Raw genomic sequence first — 22,012 nt, forward strand, 5'->3', positions numbered from 1 at the left:
CGTCATGGAAGCGTTCCTGACCCCGGAGCAGCTCGCCGACCGGACCGCGCGGGCCCTCGACGCGGCGGTACGCGCCGGCCGTGACCTCGGGCTGACCGTGACGGAACCGAAGGTGCTGCACGACGTGTTCTCCGTCGTCGTCCACCTCGCCCCCGCGCCGGTCGTGGCCCGGGTGCCCACGGTGCTGCCGCACTACGCGACCCTGGCCAGCCAGGCGAGCCGACAGCGGGCCGAGCTGGACGTCACCCGGTGGCTCGCCGCCCGGGGAACCCCGGTCGTGCCGCCCAGCCCGCTCGTGCCCCCGGAACCCGTTCGGCGCGACGGGTTCTCGATGACGTTCTGGCAGTACGTCCCCCCGGCCCCGGACGCCGAGCCGGACTACGTGGCCAACGCCGCGCTGATCCCCGAGCTGCACGCCGCGATGCGCGACTACCCCGGTGAGCTGGCGTTCCTGTCCGCGGCCGAACCGCCGTTCGTGACCGACAGCCTGACGCTGCTCGACGGCCGCCCCGACCTGCTCGACCCGGCCGACCTGGACCGTGCCCGCCGCGAGTGGCAGGCCCTGGAACCGCTGGCGCGCTCGCAGGCGGCGTTCGAGCGCAGGTTCCCCGGCGTCGACCTGCGACCCGTGCACGGCGACTGCCCGCCGGTGAACATCCTCGCCGGCGCCGACGGCCCGCGGTACGCCGACTTCGAGCTGGTGACGCTCGGGCCGGTGGAGTGGGACCTGGCCGGCGTCGGTCCGGACTGCGAGGCCGCGTACGACCGCCAGGCCCGCCGTCGGGGCATGCGCCCGTTGGACCGGGACGTGCTGGCCTTCGTGACCGCCGTGGGGATGCTGCGCGGCGTCGCCTGCCTGGCGCTCGCCCCGCAGCTCCCCATGCTGGCGGACGCCGTCCGCCCCATGATCGACCAGTGGCGGTCCACCCCCTTCCCCACCGACCTGACCGGCTGACGGCGGGGCCCGGGTCGAGCGGATCCGCGTGGGGGTGGGGACCGGGGGTGGTTAGGGTGGGGGGTTGTGCCTGAGGGACATACGATTCATCGGCTGGCGCGGCGGCACGCCGAGTTGTTCGCGGGGGACAAGCCGCAGGTCAGCAGCCCGCAGGGGCGGTTCGCCGAGGGGGCCGCGCGGATCAGCGGCACCGTCCTGGAGAGCGCCGAGGCGTACGGCAAGCATCTGCTGCACCACTACGCCGACGGGTCGAGCCTGCACGTGCACCTCGGGCTGTACGGGAAGTTCGCCGACGGGTCGGGCGAGCCGCCCCCACCGGTCGGGCAGGTACGGCTGCGGATGGTCACCGACCGGCACTGGCTGGAGCTGCGCGGGCCGACCGCCTGCGAGCTGTTCACCCCGCCGGAGGTGGCGGCGCTGCGCGCCCGGCTCGGCCCCGACCCGCTGCGCGCCGACGCCGAGCCCGAGCGGGCGTACGCCCGGATCGCGGGTAGCGCCACCCCGCTCGCCGGGCTGCTGCTCGACCAGTCGGTGGTGGCCGGCACCGGGCTGATCTTCGTGACGGAGGCGCTGTTCCGGGCCGGGCTGCCGCCGCTGCTGCCCGGCCGGGCGCTGACCCGCGCCGGCTGGCGGGCGCTCTGGGCGGACCTGGTCGCGCTGATGACCCTCGCCGTCGAACGCGGCCGGATCGACACCGTCCGCCCGGCCCACCTGCCCGAGGCGACGGGTCGCGCGCCGCGCGTCGACCGGCACGGCGGCGAGGTGTACGTCTACCGTCGCCCCGGTCAGCCCTGCCACGTCTGTGGCACGCCGGTCAGCCGGGGCGGGCTGGGCGGCCGGAACCTCTACTGGTGCGCCACCTGCCAGGCCGGCTGACCCGACCGCCGGGCCGGCCCTCCCCTAAGGCCCGTCGAGCAGCCAGCGGACCACCTCGACCTGCTCCGGGAAGACCTGCCCCTCGACGATGCTCCAGGCCAGCGTCTGGCCGACCGTCCAGCCCCGGGCCCGGTCGCGGTCCAGCCCCAGCTCGGCGGTGAGCCGGTCCAGCCGGTACCGGACCGCCGCCGCCGAGTGGCCCAGCTCCGCGCCGCGCACCAGCGGCACCACGCCGAACTCGCGTTCACCGAGCAGCGGCTTCGGGTCGATCAGCAGCCACGGCTCGCGGGTGGCCCGCAGCACGTTGCCGGCGTGCAGGTCCTGGTTGACCAGCACCTGCCCGCCCTGGGTCGGCGTCAGCCCGGTGAGCAGGTCGACGGCGGCGTCGAGCAGCCGCCGCTCGTACGGCCGACCGGCCCGCTCCCAGTTGCCCGGCAGCCGTTCCACCCAGCCGGCGGCCTCTTCGGCCAGCGGCGTGAAGGACCCCGACCCGGCCGGCGGCGCCCCGGCCGGCGATTGCCCGGCGGGCGACGGCAGCCCGGCCGGCGGTGGCCCACCGGCCGGCAGCCACAGGCGGGGGAGCAGGTCGACGGCGACCCCGAGCGCCTCCCGGGGTGGCAGGTGGTGCAGCGGCGTGCCGGGCACGCACCGCTCGACCAGCAGGGCCCGCCAGGCCGGCTCGTGCGCCAGCAACCGGACCGCGCCCTCACCCGCCCAGGCGGCCAGCGCCGCCGCCTCGTGCGCGCTCTCCGGGTCGGGGTACTGGAGCTTGAGCACGGCCGGGACGCCGTCGGGCAGCTCCGTGCGGAGCGTCAGCGCCGCCATCCCGCCGTCGTACGCCGGACCCAGCCGCAGGCCCCAGCGGTCGACACAGGAGGCCAGGCGCTGCGGCAGGGCCGCCAGCCACGCCCGCCCGGCGGGCGCCCGCCGGACCCAGCCGAGCTGCTCGGGGATCTCCAGTTCCACGCCCATCACGTCATCCTCCGACAGGGACCGGCGTCCACGCCACCGTCAGTCCGCTCCCACCGTCGGCCCCGGCTCACCGTCGGTCGGGGTTCAAAGTCAGCCGGTGCCCACCGTCAGCGCAGCCGGCGGATGTCGCCGTACGCGCGGTAGAAGCCGCCCCGGCCGGCCTCGCGGACCTCGGTGACCACGTAGTGGGCCCCGGGCTCGCGGATGCCCTTGGGGAACTGCACCGACCAGTCCCGGTGGTAGCCGTCGGAGAGCACCTGCACGCGCAGCCGGCCCCGCTCCTCGACGCACCGCACCACCACGCCGCCGCCGGCGTGGTCGACGACCTCGACCGTGGTCGACGGCGCGGTGACCGCCAGGCTCGGCGGGGCCTTGACGTCCACCACCTGCGGCACGCTGCCGGCCTCGGCCGCCCGGATCGCCGGCTCGCTGGCGTCGACGCAGGCCAGGTGGCCGCCGGTGGTGACCACGTAGAGCCGTTCGTCGTGGTACTGCATGGAGTACGCCGAGCCGCAGCCGGTGCCGAGCTTCCAGAGCCGGTTGCCGGCCTCGTCGAAGCAGTAGATCGAGGAGTGGCTGTCGCCGGCGAAGACGTACCGGCCGTCGGCGGCGGTGGCGCAGGAGAAGACCGGCGCGTCGCACCGGAAGGTCTGTTCCCGCCGGCCGCGCTTGCCCAGCCGCACCACCTCGCGGGTGGCGGTGCCGGCGAAGACGTGGTCACGCTCCTGCCAGCCGAACAGGACCGACCCGGTGGAGGTGTGCCACAGCTCCCGCCCGGTGCGCCAGTCGTAGCCGGTGACGCCGGCCGAGTGCCCGTGGTAGATCGCGTCGTCGTCGCAGCGGACCATCCACGCCGACCGGCCCCGCCCCGGCCGCCGCCAGAGGAACTCGTCCTCGTGGTCGATCGCGGCGATCCCGCCACCGGCGTCCGAGACGCCGAGCACCCCGTCGTGGATGTCCAGCCAGTAGATGTCGATGTCCGGCGCGATGCTGTACGCCGCCCGGGGCACCTTGCCGGAGAGGTCGTAGACGTTGCCGTCGTCACAGCCGGCGTAGATCCAGGCGTCGTCGGCGACGATGCACTTCACCCCGTCCGGCAGGCGGACCTGGCCGACCACCCGGGCGTCGTGCCCGAGCGTGGTGATCACGCCGCGTTCGTTGCCGACCATGCAGTGCCGCCCGTCGACGAAGATGCCGAAGGCGGGCGCGCCCGAGTCGTACCGCCAGAGCACCGGGGCGGTGCGCGCGGTGGACCGGGCGCTGACGATCTGCCGGCGGCTGACCGCGCGCCGCTGGCGGACGCCGCGCACCGCCGGGGCGTACCCCTTGCGGACCTTCTCCCCGATCTTCTTCGCGGCGGCGGCGCGGGCCTTGGCGTTGTCGGCGTAGCTGCTGGCCTTGACCTGGCCCTGGTCGCCGATCCGGCCGTAGCGGACGGTCAGCTCGCAGCCGTCCACCACGGTCTCGTAGAACTTGTGCGCCCCACCGTCCACTTCGGACAGTTCGAGGTACGTCGTCTCCTGCGGCAAGGGGAATCCTCCGGGGAACGGGCGACCGGCGGCGACCCGGCCGGTACGTCGACAGCGCGCACACCGTAGCGCCCACCACCGACACGAAACGCCCGCCGAGCCGCCGCCCGACTACCGGCGGGCCAGCGCGTCGACGGCCTTGCGGGCGGCGACCAGGACCGGATCCCAGGCCGGCGCGTACGGCGGCGCGTAGCCCAGGTCCAGGGCGGTCATGTCGTCCACCGTCATGCCGTTCCACAGCGCCACGGCCAACGTGTCGATCCGCTTGGCCGCCTCGGACCAGCCGACGATCTGCGCGCCGAGCAGCCGCCCGCTGGGCCGCTCGGCGAGCAGCTTCACGCTCATCGTCCGGGCCCCCGGGTAGTAGCCGGCCCGGTTCGTCGACTCGGCGATCACCGAGACGAACTCGAAACCGGCCGCGGTGGCCTCCCGCTCCCGCAGCCCGGTGCGACCCACCTCCAGGTCGCAGACCTTGGTCACCGCCGTGCCGATCACGCCGGGGAAGGTGGCGTAGCCGCCGCCGATGTTGATGCCCGCGACCCGGCCCTGCTTGTTGGCGTGCGTGCCCAGCGGGATGTGCACCGGCAGGCCGCTGACCAGGTGCAGGCTCTCCACGCAGTCCCCGGCGGCCCACACGTCGGGCGCGTCGACCACCCGCATCCGGCGGTCCACCCGGATGCCGCCGGACGGCCCGACCGGCAGCCCGGCCGCCTCGGCGAGCGCGGTGTTCGGGCGCACCCCGAGACCGAGGACGACCACGTCGGCCGGGAACTCGCCGGCGTCGGTGACCACCCCGGTGACCCGGCCGTCCCGCTCCGCCAGGCCGGTGACCGTGACCCCGGTACGGATCTCGATGCCCAGGCCGCGCATCGCGTCGGCGACCAGACCGGCCATGTCCGGGTCCACCGTGGACATCGGCTGCTCGGCCTGCTCGACCAGGGTCACCCGGAGACCGCGCACGATCAGCGCCTCGGCCATCTCCACGCCGATGTAGCCGCCGCCGACCACCACCGCCCGCCGGGGCGGCGGGTCACCTTCCAGCCAGTCGCGCAGCGCGTCGCCGTCGTCGAGGGTCTGCACCCCGAACACGCCGGCCGCCTCGGTGTGCGCCCACGCCGGTTTCACCGGGTTCGCGCCGGTGGCGTACATCAGGATGTCGAACCGTTCGCGGACCTCGCCGCCGCCGGCCAGATCCTGGGCGACGACCTCACGGCGGGCCAGGTCGATCGCGGTGACCTCGTGCCGGAGCCGGACGTCGACGGCGAAGTCGTCCCGGAAGGTGGCCGGATCCCGGGCGACCAGGTCGTCCCGGTCCTCGACCAGCCCGCTGATCCAGTACGGGATGCCGCACGCCGAGTACGACGTGAAGCGGCCCCGCTCGAACGCCACGATCTCCAGGTCGTCAGGTCCACGACGCCGGCGGGCCTGGGACGCCGCCGCCATGCCACCGGCGTCCCCGCCCACCACGATCAACCGTTGTGCCATCGGATCAGTCTGTCACCGTGGGCGCGCCGCCACGGGTCTGTCGGGCCACCTCGGCGACCACGTCGACGAGTTTGCCCGTCCGGGCGTACACGGCGCGCTGCCGCGTCGCCCCGGTGCCGTGCCGGCGTACGCCGTCCAGCAGCCCGGTGACCCGGTCGGCGTCGCCGTGCCGCTCCAGCACCGGCCGGACCCGCTCGACCAGCCGGTCCAGCAGCTCCCAGGCCGGGACGACGCCACCGTCGGCGGTCAGGTCGACGGCCTTGCCGGCCAGCCCGTCGTGCGCGGCCCGCCAGTGCGCCGCGACCAGCAGGTGGTGGTCGACCCGGGGCGCCGGACGGCCGGCGGCGATCTCCGCCAGGGCGGTGCCGACCAGCCCCCGGACCAGCGCCGCGACCAGGATGGTGTCGTCCAGCGCCGAGCAGACGTCACCGATGCGGATCTCCACCGTCGGGTACTTCGCCGACAGCCGGGCGTACCAGTAGAGCATCCCCTCGTCGAGCATCACGCCGCTGTCGATGAGCTGGCCGATCAGCCGCCGGTAGTGCGCGAACGAGTCGAGCCAGGGGGTGGGGGCCACCGAGGGCCACCGTTCCCACTCGATCGACCGCCAGCTCGCGTACCCGGTGTCCGCCCCGGCGGAGAACGGCGAGTTGGTGGTGAGCGCGTGCAGCACCGGCAACCACGGTCGGACGTGGTTGAGCACCTGCACGCCGGTGTCCGGGTCGGGCACCCCGACGTGCACGTGCATGCCGTTGTTGCCGGGGCCGGGGGCGAGCAGCCGGTACCGTTCGACCATCCGGTCGAAGCGGGGTTTGTCCACCACGGGCGGGGTCGGGCCGGCGGCCGGGCCGGTGCCGATGGCGAGCAGCCGTACGCCGGCCCGCTCGGCGGCGTCGGCGAGCCCGGCCCGCAGCAGCCCCAGGGAGTGCCGGATCGCGTCCAGATCCAGCCCGGGCGGGCTGCCGATCTCGATCTGACTGGTCTGGAACTCCCGTTCCACCTGGCCGGACAGCTCGGGGGGCACCTGCTCCATGACCAGGTCGACGGCGGGGACGGCCACTCCGGTGTGCGGGTCGACGAGCAGGAACTCCTCCTCGACGCCCACGGTGAGCAGGTCCGGGCCCGCCGGCTGCGGCGCAGCCGTGCCGTCCTCGTGTGCCGCTTGGCCGATCACGGCCTTCACCACCTTCGTCCCCGCCCCGCGCGGGTCGCGGGCGCCGCGGACAGCACTACCCATCGGCGGGGCACGGGGAAACGCGCGCTCCCCTGTGGACGGGTCGGGCAGCCGGCGGGGACGGGCCCTTGCGTGGGGCGCCTAGGCTGGCGGCGTGCCGGTGGGGTCGTTGACCGAGGTGTGGGCGTACGCGCTCACCCACCTCGTGCTGCTCGCCGACCGGCCGGTCGAGGTGCTGGCCGGCGCGGCGTTGGCCGGCGCGGCGCTCGGCGCGGCCCTGCTGCTGGCCACGGTCCTCGCCGCCCGGCTGGTGGTGGCCGGCGCGGACGCGCCCCGGGCCGGCCGGCGCTGGGGGGCGCTGCGGGACCGGGCCCGCCGGCGGCGGATCCCCCGTCAGCTCGACCCGGACGCGCCGGGTCGACCCCGTCCCCGCGCGCCCGGCGTCCGCCCCGCGACCGCGTAACGGGGACGTCGCCGCCGCGCGTCCGCCCGGCCGACGTCTCGTCCCGGACCAGCCCCGAGGGTTTCCCGCGCCGCGTCCGGCCGCCCGTCACGTGGTCGGTTCCGTCTGTCACCCGTCCCGCGTGGACATCCGACCGGAATCGCACCGAGGGGTCTCACCATGCTCGCCTTCGCACCGCTCGACGCCGCCGTGGGCGTCGCGTCCACCGCCGTCGGCACGCTCGCCACCGGGCTCGCGCCGCTGGCCGGCGGGGCGGCGACCGCCGCCGCCATCGTCGGGTTCACCGTCGCCGTCCGCCTGCTGATCACGCCGCTCACCGTCGCGCAGGTCCGGGGGGAGCGGCGTCGCGCGGCGCTCGCCCCGCAGCTCGCCGAGCTGCGCCGGCGGTACGGCGACGACCCGGCCCGCCTCCAGCGGGAGCTGGCCGGGCTGTACCGGACCGCCGGGGCGGGCCCGTTGGCCGGCTGCCTGCCGGCGCTGCTCCAGGCCCCGTTCTTCCTGGTGATGTACCGCCTGTTCAGCGTCGGCGACCGGGCGGCGCTGGCCGGGGAGCTGGTCGGGGTCCCGTTGGCGCACCACCTGACCGACGGGGTGGCCGGGGCGGCGGGGCCGCTGTTCGGCGTGCTGCTGCTGGGGTTGCTGGGGTTGGCCCGGCTGTCGTCGCGGCGGATGCGGCGGACCATGGCCGCCGGATCGGCGGGCCTGACCGGGTCGGCGGGCTCCGGTGTCGGGCCGGGGGCGGTCGGCGACGTGGGGGCGGTGGCCGGACGGATCCTGCCGCTGCTGCCGTACGCGACGCTGCCGGTGGCGCTGTTGGTGCCGTTGGCCGGCGTGCTGTACCTGGTCACCACGACGGCCTGGACCGCGCTGGAGCACGCCGTGCTGCGCCGGGACCGGTCGATCTCGCCGCCGGCCCTGGACAGAAACAGTTAACTTTCTTGATAATTAGCCGCACCTGTCGACGTCCATCGTTGCCCGGCTGGGCTGGAGGGTGCTGTGAAGCGTTCCCGATCACTTGTTCTGTCCCTGGTCACCGCCCTGGCGGCGACCCTCGGCGCGGCCTGGGTGGCATTGCCTGCCTTCGCCGCCGGAGCCACCGCCACGTTCGTCAAGACCGCCGACTGGGGGACCGGCTGGGAGGGGAGGTACACCGTCAGCAACGGCGGCGGCAGCGCCATCTCCGGCTGGACCGTCGCCTTCGACCTGCCCGCCGGGACCACCGTCGGCACCTACTGGGACGCGCTGCTGACGTCCGCCGGCCAGCGGCACACCTTCACCAACCGCTCGTGGAACGGCGTCATCGCCCCGGGGGCCTCGGTGTCGTTCGGCTTCATCGCCACCGGGTCGGGCACGCCGGTCAACTGCGCGCTCAACGGGGCGCCCTGCGGCGGCGGCACCCCGACCACCCCGCCGACGACCCCACCCACCACCGCCCCACCCACGACAGCCCCACCCACGACAGCCCCACCCACCACGGCCCCGCCGACCAGCCCGCCGCCGACCGGGTCGCTGCCGAGGCACCTGCTCACCGGGTACTGGCACAACTTCGACAACCCGGCCGTCGAGCTGCGGCTGCGCGACGTGCCCCACGAGTACGACGTGGTCGCGGTGGCCTTCGCCGACGCCACCGCCACCCCCGGCGCGGTCGCCTTCGCCGTCGACCCCGGCCTGTCCGCCGCCCTCGGCGGCTACTCCGACGCCGACTTTCGGGCCGACGTGCAGACCCTGCGCTCCCGGGGCAAGAAGGTGATCATCTCGGTCGGCGGGGAGACCGGCCGGGTCGCGGTCAACGACGCCGCCAGCGCTGTCGCCTTCGCCGACAGCGTGCACGGCCTGATCCAGCGGTACGGCTTCGACGGCGTCGACATCGACCTGGAGAACGGGCTGAACCCGACGTACATGGGGCAGGCGCTGCGCTCGCTGCGGGCCAGGGTCGGGGCGGGTCTGATCATCACCATGGCCCCGCAGACCATCGACATGCAGAACCCGACCACCAGCTACTTCAAGCTCGCGCTGGACATCCGGGACATCCTCACCGTGGTGCACACGCAGTACTACAACTCCGGCGCGATGCTCGGCTGTGACCAGCGGGCCGCGTACCCGCAGGGCACGGTGAACTTCATCGTCGCGCTGGCCTGCCTCCAGTTGGAGAACGGCCTCCGCCCGGACCAGGTGGCCCTCGGGCTGCCCGCCGGAGCGGGGGCGGCCGGTGGCGGCATCGTCGCGCCCAGCGTGGTCAACGCCGCGCTGGACTGCCTGGCCAGGGGCGTCAACTGCGGCAGCTTCCGGCCGCCGCGCACCTACCCGGGCATCCGGGGCGCGATGACCTGGTCGGTCAACTGGGACGTCAGCAACGGCAACGGCTTCGCCCGTACCGTCAAGCCGCACCTGGCCACCCTGCCCTGACAGCCGCCGTCGTCGCCGGGCGCGGTGGCGCGCCGGCCGGCGGCGTCGGGGTCACCGGCGCCGCCGGCCGGGATGGCGGTGGCACGGCGCGGTCAGCGGCCGGTGGAGACCGGCTGCTGACCGCGTCGCGCCCGGCGACGGCGGGACTTCTTGACCGCCCAACTGGCGATCATGAGCGCGAAGATCGCCAGGATGCCGTAGTCGAACCAACTGCTGTACTTGTCGATCTGCTCCCAGCGCGAGCCCAGCGAGTAGCCGAGACCGACGAAGATGGCGTTCCACAGGCCGCTGCCCAGCGTGGTGAGCACGCTGAACTCCACGAGCGGCATCCGGTTCGCGCCGGCCGGGATCGACACCAGGCTGCGTACCACCGGGGCCATCCGGCCGAACAGCACCGCCCACCGGCCGTGCCGTTCGAACCAGCGGTCGGCCCGTTCCAGGTCGTCCAGATCGACCAGGGGAAGCTTGTCCAGCCACCGTTTCAGCCGGTCCTCGCCGAGCCCCGCGCCGATCCAGTAGAGGACCAGCGCGCCGAGCAGGGAGCCGACCGTGGCGGCCAGCCAGACCACCACCACGTTGAACCGGCCCTCACCGGCCAGATAGCCGGCCAGCGCCAGCACGATCTCGCTGGGGATCGGCGGAATGATGCTCTCCAGGGCGACCAGCAGCGCCACTCCGGGGGAGCCCATCGCCTCGATGACGCCGGCCACCCAGCCGGTCAGGCCACCCAGTTGACCCGGGTCGACGTTGTCGGCGAGCGACATGCGTCTCCCTCCGCCGGAACCTGTTGATCGGATGGTTCTACCCGGTCCCACCATGATCACACCTCGAACCGGGGCCTGACCCCGCTGACCGGCGGATCAGCGGCGGGCCGGGCCGGCAGCGAGCTGGCGGCACAGACGCCGGTGGAGCCCATCGCTCGCACGACAGTGTCCTCGGCGCACCGGCCGAGGACACTGTCGTGCGAGGCTGACCGGCCGCGAAATCCTGCTCACCACAGCGTGGGTTCCAGGAGTCGCGACGAAAGCGTTCGCGCTATCTAGGAAAGGGGCCGCCACTCGGCGTAGTCCCGGCCCCCCGGCGCCGTGGCGCATGCCTTCACGACGACGAGCGTTCCTGCTCCGGGCACGACCCCGTTGCCGGTGTCGAGGACACTGATGCACCAGTTGGGCGACTTGGCGCTCTTCAGCCATCCCCTGCTGGGGTCATAACTCCAGCTCGCGTTTTTTGCGGCTTCGCAACCCCAGCCGACCACGGAACTGCCCTCGCTCAGGCTCGCGTCCCACACGTTCAGGCAGTTGTAAGGCCAGAACTCGTTCTGGACCCAGCCGGTGGACCCCCCGTTGATCTTCCAACTCGTCCCGGCGCTGATGGTGCACGGCATAATGGCCACCGGGGCGCCGTTGAACTGGTTGTTCTTGTAGATGGCGAGGCACATCCCGGTGGCCGGGTTCCTCAACTGGAAGTAGTCGTCGGCCAGCGCGGCCACCTTTTTCTCCGATGTGGCAGCCTCCGGCTGCGCCGCCGCCCCGGTGGATGGCCCCACCAAAAATCCCAGTGCCAGGACGATCACCCCGAACACACTGCTGATGGTGCGGCGATGACGATCACGACGGCTCATACTTAATCCATTCGCAGAAGTGAATGACTTCACCTAGTGTCCAATCGAGGTTGAGATATTGCAACAGCCGCCCCCTGTCGTTTCTGTGGCGTAATCATTGGGTTTGTGGGCGATGCGGCAGGGCGGTGGTACCGTGTAGGTCGATCGTGCTGTCAATAGGAACTTTACGCGCCTATGGTGAACCTTTGGGCATTAGGAATGACCTCGACCGTTGTAAATTTCGCGAAATGCGCGCCGTGTATTCTCGACGAGTTCCGGCGGTCCGGTCCCGGTCGGCGCGGCCATGCGGCGGTTCCCGCCGGACCAACGGACGGGGAACGAGGTCCCCGCCGCCATCTGCCCTCACCTGCCCACTCCGGCCCCGGTTGCCGTCGCCGCCGAGTCGGCTTCACGTTTGCCGATCGCGGCGATCGGAGAAGGTATGCCGGCATGGGTGACCGGTGGTACTCCGAGGCCGTCGTCTACTGCCTCGACATAGACACGTTCGCGGACTCCGACGGCGACGGGGTCGGTGACATCCAGGGCCTGATCGGCCGCCTGGACTATCTGGCCAGGCTGGGCGTGACCTGCCTGTGGCTGCACCCCGTCCACCCGTCGCCGAACCGGGACGACGGCTACGACGTCACCGACTTCTACAACGTGGACCCACGCTTCGGCACCCTCGGCGACTTCGCGGAGCTGCTGCACCAGGCGCGGAACCGGGGCATCCGGGTGATCATCGACCTGGTGGTGAACCACACCTCCGACGAGCACCCGTGGTTCGTCTCGGCGCGCTCCTCGCCCGACTCGCCGTACCGGGACTGGTACGTCTGGGCCGACCACGAGCCGGCGGACCGGCGGCAGGGCATGGTCTTCCCCGGCGAGCAGCACGAGACCTGGACCTACGACCGTGCCGCGAAGGCGTGGTACTACCACCGGTTCTACAAGTACCAACCGGACCTGAACATGGCGAACCCGGCGGTCCGCGCCGAGGTCAAGAAGATCATGTCGTTCTGGCTCCAGCTCGGCGTCTCCGGGTTCCGGATGGACGCCGTGCCGTTCATCATCGAGCTGACCGAGCCGGGCAACCCGAACTCGGCCAAGGACTTCGAGTTCCTCACCGAGCTGCGCCAGCACGTGCAGTGGCGAAGCGGCGACGCCGTCCTGCTCGCCGAGGCCAACGTCGAGCCGGACGAGCTGCCGCAGTTCTTCGGCGACGTCGGCGGCGCCGGCAACCGGGTGCACATGCTCTTCGACTTCATGCTCAACGGGCGGCTGATGCTCGCCCTGGCCCGGCAGGACCCGGAGCCGGTGATCGAGGCGCTGCGCGACACCCCCACCCTGCCCACCGGCGGGCAGTGGGCCACGTTCCTGCGCAACCACGACGAGATCGACCTCTCCCGGCTCACCGCCGAACAACGCAACCAGGTGTACGAGCAGTTCGGCCCGGACGAGAACATGCGGATCTACGACCGGGGCATCCGCCGCCGGCTCGCCCCGATGCTCGGCAACGACCGACGGCGCGTCGAGCTGGCGTACGCGTTGCAGTTCTCGCTGCGCGGCACGCCGGTGCTGCGCTACGGCGAGGAGATCGGCATGGGCGAGGATCTCTCCCTGCCCGGCCGGGAGGCGATCCGCACCCCGATGCAGTGGTCGTACAAGCCGAACGCCGGGTTCTCCGACGCCGACCCCGAGAAGCTGGTCCGCCCGGTCATCGACAAGGGTGACTTCTCGTACGAGTTGGTCAACGTCACCGCCCAGCGCCGGGACCCCCGGTCGCTGCTCGCCTGGTTCGAGCGCATGATCCGGACGCTGCGCGAGGCCCCGGAGATCGGCTCCGGCTCGACCACCCACATCGACGTGCCGATGCCGCCCGGCGTGCTCGCGCACCGGGCCGACGGCAGCACCGGCACCATGGTCTTCCTGCACAACCTCGGCACCGACGACGCCGTGGTGGACCTCAGCCAGCTCCACGCGGAGGCGGACCTGCCGATCGACGTGCTCGCCGACCGGGACTACGGCGACGTCGGCAAGCTCGACGCCCTGCGGGTCTCCGGTTACGGCTACCGCTGGATCCGCCTCTGCCGGTGACACCGCCAGGCCCGACGGGGCCGTGCGGACGGTCGTGCCGGGTTAGGCTGCGCCGGTCGAAGCTGGTTACCGGGAGGTAGGCATGGCTGGGGAACGCCGGGTCGCGATCGTCACCGGAGCCGCGCGGGGGATCGGCGCGGCCACCGCCCGGCGGCTGGCCGCCGACGGTCTGGCCGTCGCGGTGGTGGACCTCGACGAGTCCGCGACGCGGGAGACCGTCGACGCGATCGCCGCGGCCGGCGGGCAGGCGCTCGGCGTCGGCGCGGACGTCGCGGACCGGGCCCGGGTGGAGGCCGCCGTGGCGCGGGTCGCCGCCGAGCTGGGCCCGCCGACCGTGCTGGTCAACAACGCCGGGGTGCTCCGCGACAACCTGCTGTTCAAGATGACCGACACGGACTGGGACACCGTGCTGGGCGTGCACCTGCGCGGGGCGTTCCTGGTCAGCCAGGCCGCCCAGCGGCACATGGTCGAGCAGCGGTGGGGGCGGATCGTCAACCTCTCCAGCACGTCCGCGCTCGGCAACCGGGGGCAGGCCAACTACGCCGCCGCCAAGGCCGGTATGCAGGGCTTCACCAAGACCCTGGCGATCGAGCTGGGGCCGTTCGGGGTGACGGTGAACGCGGTCGCGCCCGGCTTCGTCGTCACCGACATGACCGCCGCCACCGCCGCCCGGATGAAGGTCGACTTCGCGCAGTTGCAGCAGCACGCCGCCGCCGAGATCCCGGTCCGCCGGGTCGGGCGGCCCGAGGACGTGGCGCACACCATCTCGTTCCTGGTCAGCGAGGGCGCCGGCTTCGTCTCCGGTCAGGTGGTCTACGTGGCCGGCGGCCCCCGCGACTGACCCCGTCCGGCTGCCGGACCGGTCCGCCCCGTCCGGCTGCCGGACCAGCCCGCGAAGGGGCGGCGGCGTGGTCCGGCCGTCGGGTCGACCGGCCCGGTCAGGCCGTCGGGTCGCGGCGGGTGCGCCACAACCAGAACAGGCCGAGCGCCGGCAGCGCCAGCGGAATGTAGCCGTACCCGCTGCCGAACCGCGACCAGACCGTGTCGTCCGGGAACAGCTCCGGGTCGACCACGCTGAGCGCGCCGACCCCGAGGACCCCGACCAGCTCCACCGAACAGCAGGCCAACGCGATCAGGCGGCCGGCCCGGCCGCCCCGGGCCAGCCCCACGGTCGCCACGATGTAGATCACCGCGGCCAGGGCGGAGAGGAGGTACGCCACCCGGGCCTCGTCGAACCGGGTGGCGATCTGGAGCCCGGCGCGGGACGTCGCCGCGATGGCGAAGAGCAGGTAGACGGCGACCAGCAGCCGGCCCGGCCCCCGGCTGGTGCCCCGCGTGGACGACCGGACGTCAACCACCGACGACCGCCCAGGTCTGCTGGAGCCGCACCACCACCACCGGGATCACCAGACAGACCACCCCGACGATCGCCGCGCCCCACCGGGTCGGCTCCATCCGGGCCAGCACCCCGGCCAGCGGCGGCAGGAAGACCAGCGTCACCAGGTAGCCGGCGAACGCGCCCGGCTCGCCCGGGCGTTCCCCGCCACCGAGGGCGACCAGCGCGACCACGGCCAGCGCCAGCAGCGCCGCCTCCAGGACCACCAACCCCACCAGGTGGGTACGGTCCGGCGGCCGGTTCCGCGCCACGGTCACCAGACTCCAGGCGGCCAGGACGAGCGACAGCACGATCACCACGGTCGGGAGGACGCCGTCCACCGGCGAGCCGGCTGCCGCGGCGCTGGTCATCGAGGGCTCCCCGTCGTCGGCTCGGTCACCGGCACAGCGTACTGAGCCGACCGCGCGCCGGGCCGACCGACCGGCCCACCGCGCGGGCGGCCGACCGGGTGGTCGTACCCGGTGGTGGTGGCCCGGGTGGTGGTGGCCCGTTGGTCACCGCGCCGGAGCCCCGGGCCGGCACTAGTCTGCGGAGACGACCGGGTGACCCGCCCGGCGACGGGCGAGGGGGCGACGTGCTGCGGTTCGGGTTGTTCGGCACCGGTCACTGGGCCGCGGAGACGCACGCGGCGGCGCTGGCCGCGCACCCCCGGGCCGAGCTGGCCGGGGTCTGGGGGCGCGACCCGGAGCGGGCCGGCGCGCTGGCCGCCCGGTACGGCGTGCCCGCCCACGACGACGTGGACGCGCTGATCGACGCGGTGGACGCGATCGCGGTGGCGCTCCCGCCGGACGTGCAGGCCGACATCGCCGTCCGGGCCGCCACCGCCGGCCGGCACCTGCTGCTGGAGAAGCCGTTGGCGTTGAGCCTGCCGGACGCCGACCGGGTGGTGGCCGCCGCCGAGGGGTCCGGGGTCGCCTCGGTGGTCTTCTTCACCCAGCGCTTCCACCCGGCTGTGGCGGGTTTCCTCACCTCGGCGGCCGCGGCGGGCGGCTGGCGGCACGCCCGGGTCACCATGTTCGCCTCGATCTTCCAGCCGGGGCACCGGTACGGGGAGTCCGCGTGGCGGCGGGAGCGGGGCGCGCTGTGGGACGTCGGCCCGCACGCGCTCTCCGTCGTGCTGCCGGTGCTCGGCCGGGTGACCCGGGTGTCCGCGACGGACGGCCCGCGCGGGCTGGCGCATCTGCTCCTCACCCACGACGCCGGCGCGACCAGCGCGCTCTCGCTCACCCTGGACGCCCCACCGGCGATGACGATCCAGGAGACGGTCTTCTTCGGCGACGACGGCGCGCAGGCGTTGCCCCGCGTCGAGCGCGCCCCGCTCGTCGCCTTCGGCGCCGCGCTCGACCAGTTGCTCGCGGAGGTCGACGCCGGCGCCCGCGACCACCGCTGCGACGTCCGCTTCGGCCGGGAGGTGGTGGCCGTGCTGGCCGCCGCCGAGACGGCCCGCGCGCAGGCCCGCGCCGTCGACGTCTGACCGGCCGGGCCGGGTCGGGCCGGCTCGGGGTCAGGCCGGCTCGGACCGGCACGGGTCGGACCCATCCGGGCCGGTGGCGGCTCCGAACGCCTACCGTGCTGTCGGACGGAAGCGGACGGAGGGCCCGGCGATGACGCAGGGCGGGACAGGTGCCGGGCGGGTCCCACGGGTCGGCGACCGGCCACCGGACGGGTCGGCGCTGCGGGCGGTCCCGTCCGCCGTGCCGGACGCCACGGCCGAGGCGGACCGGCTGCTCAGGGCGGTCGGGCGCGGCGACGAGGCGGCCTTCGAGCGGCTGTACGGGATCGTCGCGCCCCGGGTGTACGGGCTGGTCCGGCGGGTGCTGCGGGACCCGGCCCAGGCCGAGGAGGTCACCCAGGAGGCCCTGGTGGAGGTCTGGCGGACCGCCGGACGGTTCGACCCGACCCGGGGCTCGGCCACCGGCTGGGTGTTCACCATCGCGCACCGGCGGGCGGTGGACCGGGTGCGGTCCGAGGAGTCCCGGGCGGAGCGGACCCGGCGGGTCGCGGCCGGCTCCGCGCAGACCCCGTACGACGAGGTGGCCGAGGAGGCGGCGGTACGGCTGGAACGTCAGCAGGTCCGTCGCTGCCTGGGCGCGTTGACCGAGGTGCAGCGGGAGGCGATCACCCTCGCCTACTACGGCGGGCACACCTACCGCGAGGTGGCGACCCTGCTGGAGGCCGCGCTGCCCACCGTCAAGACCCGGATGCGGGACGGGCTGATCCGGCTGCGTGACTGCCTCGGCGTGGAGCTGGGCCGGTGAGGGGGGAGACCATGACCGACATCCACGCGCTGGCCGGCGCGTACGTCCTGCACGCGTTGGACGACGTCGAGCGGGCCGCCTTCCGCCGGCACCTGGCCGACTGCGGGACGTGTGCCACCGAGGTGGCCGAGCTGCGCGAGGCGGCGGCCAGGCTGGCCGACCCCACCTGGTCGGTGCCGCCGCCCCGGCTGCGGGACGAGGTGCTGGCCGCCGTCCGCCGTACCCCGCAGGAGCGGCCCGGTCGGGCGGCCCGGCCGGGCCGGGCGGGCGGGGCCGGTCGGTGGCGGCGGCGGGTGGCCCTGGCGGTCGCCGCCGGGGCGCTGGTCGCCGGGGGCGGCGCGGTCACCTGGACCGTCCAGGAGCAGCGGGTACGCCACGAACGCGCCACGGTCACCGCGCTGACGGCGGAACGGGACCGGATCCGTGCCGTGCTGACCGCCCCGGACGCGGTGGTGCGCACCCGGGTGCTGCCGGGTGGCGGTCGGGTCAGCGTGGTGATCTCGTCGACCCTGGACCGGGGCGTGGTGACCCTGGGCGGGTTGCCCCGTCCGGCCGGCGACCGGACGTACCAGCTCTGGCTCTTCACCGGGACCACCCCCGGCTCGGCGGGGGTCCTGCCGGCCGGCGCGGACGCGGGCACGGTGCTGGTCGCCGGGGTGCGGGACCGGACGCTGTTCGGGGTGACCGAGGAGCCGGCGGGTGGCTCGGCCCGGCCCACCACGCCACCGTTGACTGTGATGTCGCTCACCTGAAAAGTCCCGGAAGGGCCCATCCGGTGGGGCTTCGCGGAACGAATCCCGTTCAGACAGCAACGATGCTTTTTCGAAGGGATTCGTGTGATGCGTACCAGGAACCTCGCCACCGTCGCCGCGGTCGCCGCCCTCGCGCTCGCCCTCGCCGCCTGCGGGGGCGAGTCGACCGAGGAGGACACGGCCGCGCCGGCCCCGAGCGCGTCGAGCACGACCTCCGACATGGCCGGCCCGAGCTCCGGGGCGATGGCCGACGGCGAGTTCGGCCCCGGCTGCGCGGCGGTCCCCACCGACGCGGGCGACCCGGGCAGCTTCGCGGCCATGGCGAAGGTCCCGGTCGCCACCGCCGCCTCCGGCAACCCCGTGCTGAGCACCCTGGTCACCGCGGTCAAGCAGGCCGGGCTGGTCGACTCGCTGAACAACACCCAGGCGGCGACCGTGTTCGCCCCGGCCAACGACGCCTTCGGCAAGATCCCGAAGGCCGACCTGGACAAGGTCCTCGCCGACCAGAAGACGCTCACCGACGTGCTCACGTACCACGTGGTGCCGCAGCGGCTGACCCCGGAACAGCTCGCCGGCACCCACCCGACCCTCCAGGGCGGCGAGGTCACCGTGACCGGCGGCGGCACCGAGTTCACCGTCAACGGCAACTCGATGGTGATCTGCGGCAACGTCCAGACCGCCAACGCCACCGTCTACATCGTGGACACCGTGCTGATGCCGAAGTCCTGACCCTCCGTCCCCCGGGCGCCGCCCGGCCCGCCGGGACGACCCCGGCGGGCCGGACCACCCCGGCCAGCCCACCCCGGGAGGTCCCCATGCGTCCGCGGCCACGCTCCACCGACCCCGGTCCGTCACCCCGGTCGGACGACCAGGGCCCGCCCGCCGGCCCCCGGCCGGTCGCCGCCACCGCCGGGGCGGGGGTTCTGGCCGGCTCCACCGGCGCGAAGGCGCTGGCCGGCGCCGCCGGGCTGGGCGTGCTGGCCGGCGTCGCCGGGGTGGTCGTGGCGGAACTCGTCGCCACGGTCACCGGGCCACGGGGCGCGCCCCTCGTCGCGGTCGGCGCCGCCGTCATCGACGCGACGCCCACCCCGGTCAAGGAGTTCGCCGTGCGTACCTTCGGCACGGCCGACAAGCCGTTGCTGCTCGGCGGCATCGGGGCGCTCCTGGTCCTGCTCGCCGCAACGGCCGGGGCGCTGGCCCGGCGGCATCCACCCGCCGGGCTGCTCGGGGCCGTCGGGTTGGGCGCGGTGGCGGCGGTCGCCGCCCTCACCCGCCCGGACGCCCGTCCGGTCGACGTCCTGCCCGCGCTGGCCGGCGCCCTGGTCGCCGCCACCGTCCTGTCGTTCCTGCTCCGGGCACAGCGCGGGAAGTCGTCCCCCGCGCCCGACGACGGCAGCGGCCCCGTACCCGTGCCACGGCGGACGTTGCTGCGGGACGTCCCGCTGGTGCTGGGCGGCATCCTGCTGGTCGGGTCGGGCGCCGCCGCGCTGCGCCGGCTCACCGCGCGGGACGCGGCCCGCTCCCGCGAGGCGGTCCGCCTGCCGGCCCCGGCGAGCCCGGCGTCCCCGCTGCCGGCCGGTGTCGGGCCCGACTTCCACACCCGCAACGCCGACTTCTACCGGGTGGACACCGCCCTGACGGTGCCCCGGCTCGACCCACGCGAGTGGCGGCTGCGGCTGCACGGCATGGTGGACCGCCCGGTCGAGCTGCGCTTCGACGAGCTGCTCGGCCGGGATCTGGTCGAGCGGGACATCACGCTGAGCTGCGTCTCCAACGAGGTCGGCGGCCCGTACGTGGGGACCGCCCGCTGGCTGGGCGCGCCGCTCGCCCCGCTCCTGCGGGCGGCCGGCATCCGGCCCGGAGCGGACCAGCTCGTGGCCCGCTCGGCGGAGGGCATGACCATCGGCACCCCGCTGGAGACCGTCCTCGACGGCCGGGACGTCCTGCTGGCCGTCGGCATGAACGGCGAGCCGCTGCCGTTCACCCACGGCTTCCCGGTCCGGATGCTCACCCCCGGCGTCTTCGGATACGCCGGCTCCTGCAAGTGGTTGGTCGAGCTGGAGGTCTCCACGTTCGCGGCGTTCGACGCGTACTGGGTGCGGCGGGGCTGGGCCCGGCAGGCGCCGGTGCGGACCGCGTCCCGGATCGACCGGCCGACCCCGTTCGCCCGCCTGGACGCCGGCCCGGTCACCGTGGCCGGAGTGGCCTGGGCACAGCACCGGGGCATCGCCGCGGTGGAGGTCGCCGTCGACGACGGGCCGTGGCGGCCGGCGACGCTGCTTCCGGCCCCGTCCACCGACACCTGGGTCCAGTGGCGCTACCGGTGGGCGGCCCGGCCCGGCCAGCACAACCTGCGGGTACGCGCCACCGACCGGACCGGCGCGACCCAGCCCGAGGAACGCCGGCCCCCCTTCCCGGACGGGGCCACCGGCTGGCACACGATCCGGGTGACCGTCGGCTGAGCCGTCTCCCCCGGGCGGGGCTCTCAGCCGGGGAGCGGGCCGATGGCCTCGGTCAGCTCGGTGGCGGAGCCGAACTCCTCGACCGGCAGCGCCCGGAGCGCCTGGAGCGTCTCCGTGCCCGCGCCGTTCTCCTGGGCCCGCCGGACCAGGTCCTCCCGCGACACCGGGTAGTCCAGCCCGTCCAGGTACTCGCGCAACCGCCCGCCGCCGACCGTCATGTGGCCGGCGTACCCGTTGCCGCGCCGGTCACACCGGGGTTTGTCGTCACCCGCCCCGGGTAGCCCTGGCCATGCAGGTCCAGCGGCTCGGCGCGCCGAGCGACTTCGACGCCTTGCTGGAACGCGCCCGGCACGCCCGGATCGTCATGCTGGGCGAGGCGACGCACGGCACCTACGACTACTACCGGCTGCGGGAGCAGCTCACCCGGCGGCTGATCGCCGAGTGCGGGTTCTCGTTCGTCGCCGTGGAGGGGGACTGGCCGGACTGCGACCGGGTGCACCGCTCGGTCACCGCCGCCCCGGGCGGGGCCGCCGACCCGGTCACCGCGCTGGAACGCTTCGAGCGCTGGCCGACCTGGATGTGGTCGAACGCCGAGGTGGCCAGGTTCTGCCGGTGGCTGCGCGCGTGGAACCTGGACCGGCCGCAGGGCGCCCGCGCCGGCTTCCACGGCCTCGACGTCTACAGCCTCTGGGAGTCGATGCAGGCCATCTTCGACTACCTGGGCGAGGAGGACCCGTCGTCGCTGGAGGCCGCTCAGGAGGCGTACCGCTGTTTCGAGCCGTACGGCAAACGACCCGAGGAGTACGCGTTGGCCAGCCGGTTCGTGTCGGCGCGCTGCGAGCAGGAGGTGGTGCGCCTGCTGACGCGTACCCGGGAACAGGCCGCCAACGACGGCGCGGACAGTTTCTCGGCCTGGCAGAACGCGGAGGTGGTGGCCGGCGCGGAACGGTACTACCGGACGATGGTCGGCGGCGGGGACGACTCCTGGAACGTGCGGGACACCCACATGGCGGACACCCTGGACCGGCTCCTGGACCGGTACGGCCCGGACGCCCGGGGGGTGGTGTGGGCGCACAACACCCACGTCGGGGACGCGCGGGCCACCGACATGGTCGAGGGGGGCGTGGTCAACATCGGTCAGCTCGCCCGGGAGCGGCACGGCGACCGGGCGGTGCTGCTGGTCGGGTTCGGTGGGTGGCGGGGCGGGCTGATCGCCGCGCCGCGCTGGGGTTCGGCGGCCGAGGCGATGACCACGCCGCCGGCCCGGCCGGACTCCCTGGAACACCGCCTGCACGAGCTGCTGCCGGAACGGGCGGTGCTGGTGTTCGGCGGCGCGGACCAGCCGGGCTGGGTCACCGACACCGTGGACCACCGGGCGATCGGCGTGGTCTACGACCCGGGGGCCGAGCGGTGGGCCAACTACGTGCCGACCCGGCTGGGGGAGCGCTACGACGCCTTCGTCTGGTGTGACGAGACCACCGCCCTGCATCCGCTGCCGGCGCTGACCACCGTCGGCGAGCTGGAGACCTGGCCGGCCGGCATGTGAAGGGCCGGTCGGGCAGGGGCCCCTCCGGTTTCGGAGGGGCCCCTGCC

Annotated in this window: 22 protein-coding genes; 13 read left to right on the forward strand and 9 right to left on the reverse strand. The window is 74.3% G+C overall.

Annotation, left to right across the window (positions count from 1 at the left end; genetic code table 11):
* Positions 1 to 4: 4 nt before the first annotated feature.
* Entirely contained in the window at positions 5 to 955 is a 951-nt protein-coding gene (locus tag O7606_RS25260) for a phosphotransferase (RefSeq protein ID WP_281596481.1), read from the forward strand.
* A 66-nt stretch (positions 956 to 1,021) separates the two neighbouring features.
* The gene (locus O7606_RS25265; protein ID WP_281596482.1) at positions 1,022 to 1,831 is read left to right on the forward strand and encodes a DNA-formamidopyrimidine glycosylase family protein; all 810 of its coding nucleotides are present in this window, start codon (positions 1,022 to 1,024) and stop codon (positions 1,829 to 1,831) included.
* A gap of 24 nt (positions 1,832 to 1,855) precedes the next feature.
* On the opposite strand, the gene O7606_RS25270 is transcribed toward O7606_RS25265, so the two are convergent.
* The 4 genes from O7606_RS25270 to O7606_RS25285 all read right to left on the reverse strand — a co-directional run bounded on the left by O7606_RS25270 (position 1,856) and on the right by O7606_RS25285 (position 6,991).
* Positions 1,856 to 2,803 (reverse strand): aminoglycoside phosphotransferase family protein, encoded by a 948-nt coding sequence (locus O7606_RS25270; protein WP_281596483.1) that lies wholly within the window; start codon positions 2,801 to 2,803, stop codon positions 1,856 to 1,858.
* A 107-nt stretch (positions 2,804 to 2,910) separates the two neighbouring features.
* Positions 2,911 to 4,332, reverse strand: a complete 1,422-nt coding sequence (locus O7606_RS25275) for a WGR domain-containing protein (RefSeq protein ID WP_281596484.1) — start codon at positions 4,330 to 4,332, stop codon at positions 2,911 to 2,913.
* Positions 4,333 to 4,443: 111 nt separating this feature from the next.
* Positions 4,444 to 5,817 (reverse strand): FAD-dependent oxidoreductase, encoded by a 1,374-nt coding sequence (locus tag O7606_RS25280; protein WP_281596485.1) that lies wholly within the window; start codon positions 5,815 to 5,817, stop codon positions 4,444 to 4,446.
* Positions 5,818 to 5,821: 4 nt separating this feature from the next.
* Complete coding sequence (locus O7606_RS25285; RefSeq protein ID WP_281596486.1) at positions 5,822 to 6,991, reverse strand: glutamate--cysteine ligase; 1,170 nt, start codon at positions 6,989 to 6,991, stop codon at positions 5,822 to 5,824.
* Positions 6,992 to 7,145: 154 nt separating this feature from the next.
* Here O7606_RS25285 and O7606_RS25290 point away from each other — a divergent pair, with 154 nt between their 5' ends.
* The 3 genes from O7606_RS25290 (at position 7,146) to O7606_RS25300 (ending at position 9,860) form a co-directional block, all read left to right on the forward strand.
* Complete coding sequence (locus O7606_RS25290) at positions 7,146 to 7,454, forward strand: DUF6412 domain-containing protein (RefSeq protein WP_281596487.1); 309 nt, start codon at positions 7,146 to 7,148, stop codon at positions 7,452 to 7,454.
* Positions 7,455 to 7,613: 159 nt separating this feature from the next.
* Positions 7,614 to 8,387, forward strand: a complete 774-nt coding sequence (locus O7606_RS25295; RefSeq protein WP_281596488.1) for a membrane protein insertase YidC — start codon at positions 7,614 to 7,616, stop codon at positions 8,385 to 8,387.
* 63 nt (positions 8,388 to 8,450) lie between these two features.
* Positions 8,451 to 9,860, forward strand: a complete 1,410-nt coding sequence (locus O7606_RS25300) for a cellulose binding domain-containing protein (RefSeq protein WP_281596489.1) — start codon at positions 8,451 to 8,453, stop codon at positions 9,858 to 9,860.
* A 92-nt stretch (positions 9,861 to 9,952) separates the two neighbouring features.
* On the opposite strand, the gene O7606_RS25305 is transcribed toward O7606_RS25300, so the two are convergent.
* Together O7606_RS25305 and O7606_RS25310 are read right to left on the reverse strand one after the other, a co-directional pair.
* Positions 9,953 to 10,624 carry a DedA family protein gene (locus O7606_RS25305; protein WP_281596490.1) on the reverse strand — a complete coding sequence of 224 codons (672 nt, stop codon included), beginning with the start codon at positions 10,622 to 10,624 and terminating at the stop codon, positions 9,953 to 9,955.
* Between the two features lie 275 nt (positions 10,625 to 10,899).
* The gene (locus O7606_RS25310; protein ID WP_281596491.1) at positions 10,900 to 11,481 is read right to left on the reverse strand and encodes a ricin-type beta-trefoil lectin domain protein; all 582 of its coding nucleotides are present in this window, start codon (positions 11,479 to 11,481) and stop codon (positions 10,900 to 10,902) included.
* A gap of 429 nt (positions 11,482 to 11,910) precedes the next feature.
* Here O7606_RS25310 and O7606_RS25315 point away from each other — a divergent pair, with 429 nt between their 5' ends.
* On the forward strand, positions 11,911 to 13,551 hold the full coding sequence (locus O7606_RS25315) for an alpha-amylase family protein (RefSeq protein WP_281596492.1): 1,641 nt from the start codon (positions 11,911 to 11,913) through the stop codon (positions 13,549 to 13,551).
* A gap of 82 nt (positions 13,552 to 13,633) precedes the next feature.
* Entirely contained in the window at positions 13,634 to 14,392 is a 759-nt protein-coding gene (gene fabG, locus O7606_RS25320; protein WP_281596493.1) for a 3-oxoacyl-ACP reductase FabG, read from the forward strand.
* A gap of 97 nt (positions 14,393 to 14,489) precedes the next feature.
* Here the strand turns inward: fabG and O7606_RS25325 are convergent, their stop codons facing one another.
* Together O7606_RS25325 and O7606_RS25330 are read right to left on the reverse strand one after the other, a co-directional pair.
* Entirely contained in the window at positions 14,490 to 14,909 is a 420-nt protein-coding gene (locus O7606_RS25325) for a hypothetical protein (protein WP_281596494.1), read from the reverse strand.
* A complete protein-coding gene (locus O7606_RS25330) occupies positions 14,902 to 15,297 on the reverse strand; it encodes a hypothetical protein (protein WP_281596495.1) in 396 nt (131 codons plus the stop codon). The genes O7606_RS25325 and O7606_RS25330 overlap by 8 nt, the downstream gene beginning before the upstream one ends.
* A 224-nt stretch (positions 15,298 to 15,521) precedes the next feature.
* On the opposite strand from O7606_RS25330, the gene O7606_RS25335 reads away from it, so the two are divergent.
* From O7606_RS25335 to O7606_RS25355, 5 genes are all read left to right on the forward strand, one after another.
* A complete protein-coding gene (locus O7606_RS25335) occupies positions 15,522 to 16,421 on the forward strand; it encodes a Gfo/Idh/MocA family oxidoreductase (protein WP_281596496.1) in 900 nt (299 codons plus the stop codon).
* 130 nt (positions 16,422 to 16,551) lie between these two features.
* Positions 16,552 to 17,205: an ECF RNA polymerase sigma factor SigK gene (gene sigK / locus O7606_RS25340; RefSeq protein ID WP_281596497.1), complete on the forward strand. Its 654-nt coding sequence runs from the start codon at positions 16,552 to 16,554 to the stop codon at positions 17,203 to 17,205.
* 11 nt (positions 17,206 to 17,216) lie between these two features.
* Complete coding sequence (locus O7606_RS25345; RefSeq protein ID WP_281596498.1) at positions 17,217 to 17,957, forward strand: anti-sigma factor; 741 nt, start codon at positions 17,217 to 17,219, stop codon at positions 17,955 to 17,957.
* Between the two features lie 87 nt (positions 17,958 to 18,044).
* Positions 18,045 to 18,686: a fasciclin domain-containing protein gene (locus O7606_RS25350; protein WP_281596499.1), complete on the forward strand. Its 642-nt coding sequence runs from the start codon at positions 18,045 to 18,047 to the stop codon at positions 18,684 to 18,686.
* An 86-nt stretch (positions 18,687 to 18,772) separates the two neighbouring features.
* Complete coding sequence (locus tag O7606_RS25355; RefSeq protein ID WP_281596500.1) at positions 18,773 to 20,419, forward strand: molybdopterin-dependent oxidoreductase; 1,647 nt, start codon at positions 18,773 to 18,775, stop codon at positions 20,417 to 20,419.
* A gap of 23 nt (positions 20,420 to 20,442) precedes the next feature.
* On the opposite strand, the gene O7606_RS25360 is transcribed toward O7606_RS25355, so the two are convergent.
* The gene (locus tag O7606_RS25360; RefSeq protein WP_281596501.1) at positions 20,443 to 20,637 is read right to left on the reverse strand and encodes a DUF2795 domain-containing protein; all 195 of its coding nucleotides are present in this window, start codon (positions 20,635 to 20,637) and stop codon (positions 20,443 to 20,445) included.
* Between the two features lie 71 nt (positions 20,638 to 20,708).
* Here O7606_RS25360 and O7606_RS25365 point away from each other — a divergent pair, with 71 nt between their 5' ends.
* The gene (locus O7606_RS25365) at positions 20,709 to 21,965 is read left to right on the forward strand and encodes an erythromycin esterase family protein (protein ID WP_281596502.1); all 1,257 of its coding nucleotides are present in this window, start codon (positions 20,709 to 20,711) and stop codon (positions 21,963 to 21,965) included.
* The last annotated feature ends 47 nt before the right edge of the window (positions 21,966 to 22,012 follow it).

This window comes from Micromonospora sp. WMMD882 (assembly GCF_027497255.1).
Taxonomy (GTDB): domain Bacteria; phylum Actinomycetota; class Actinomycetes; order Mycobacteriales; family Micromonosporaceae; genus Micromonospora.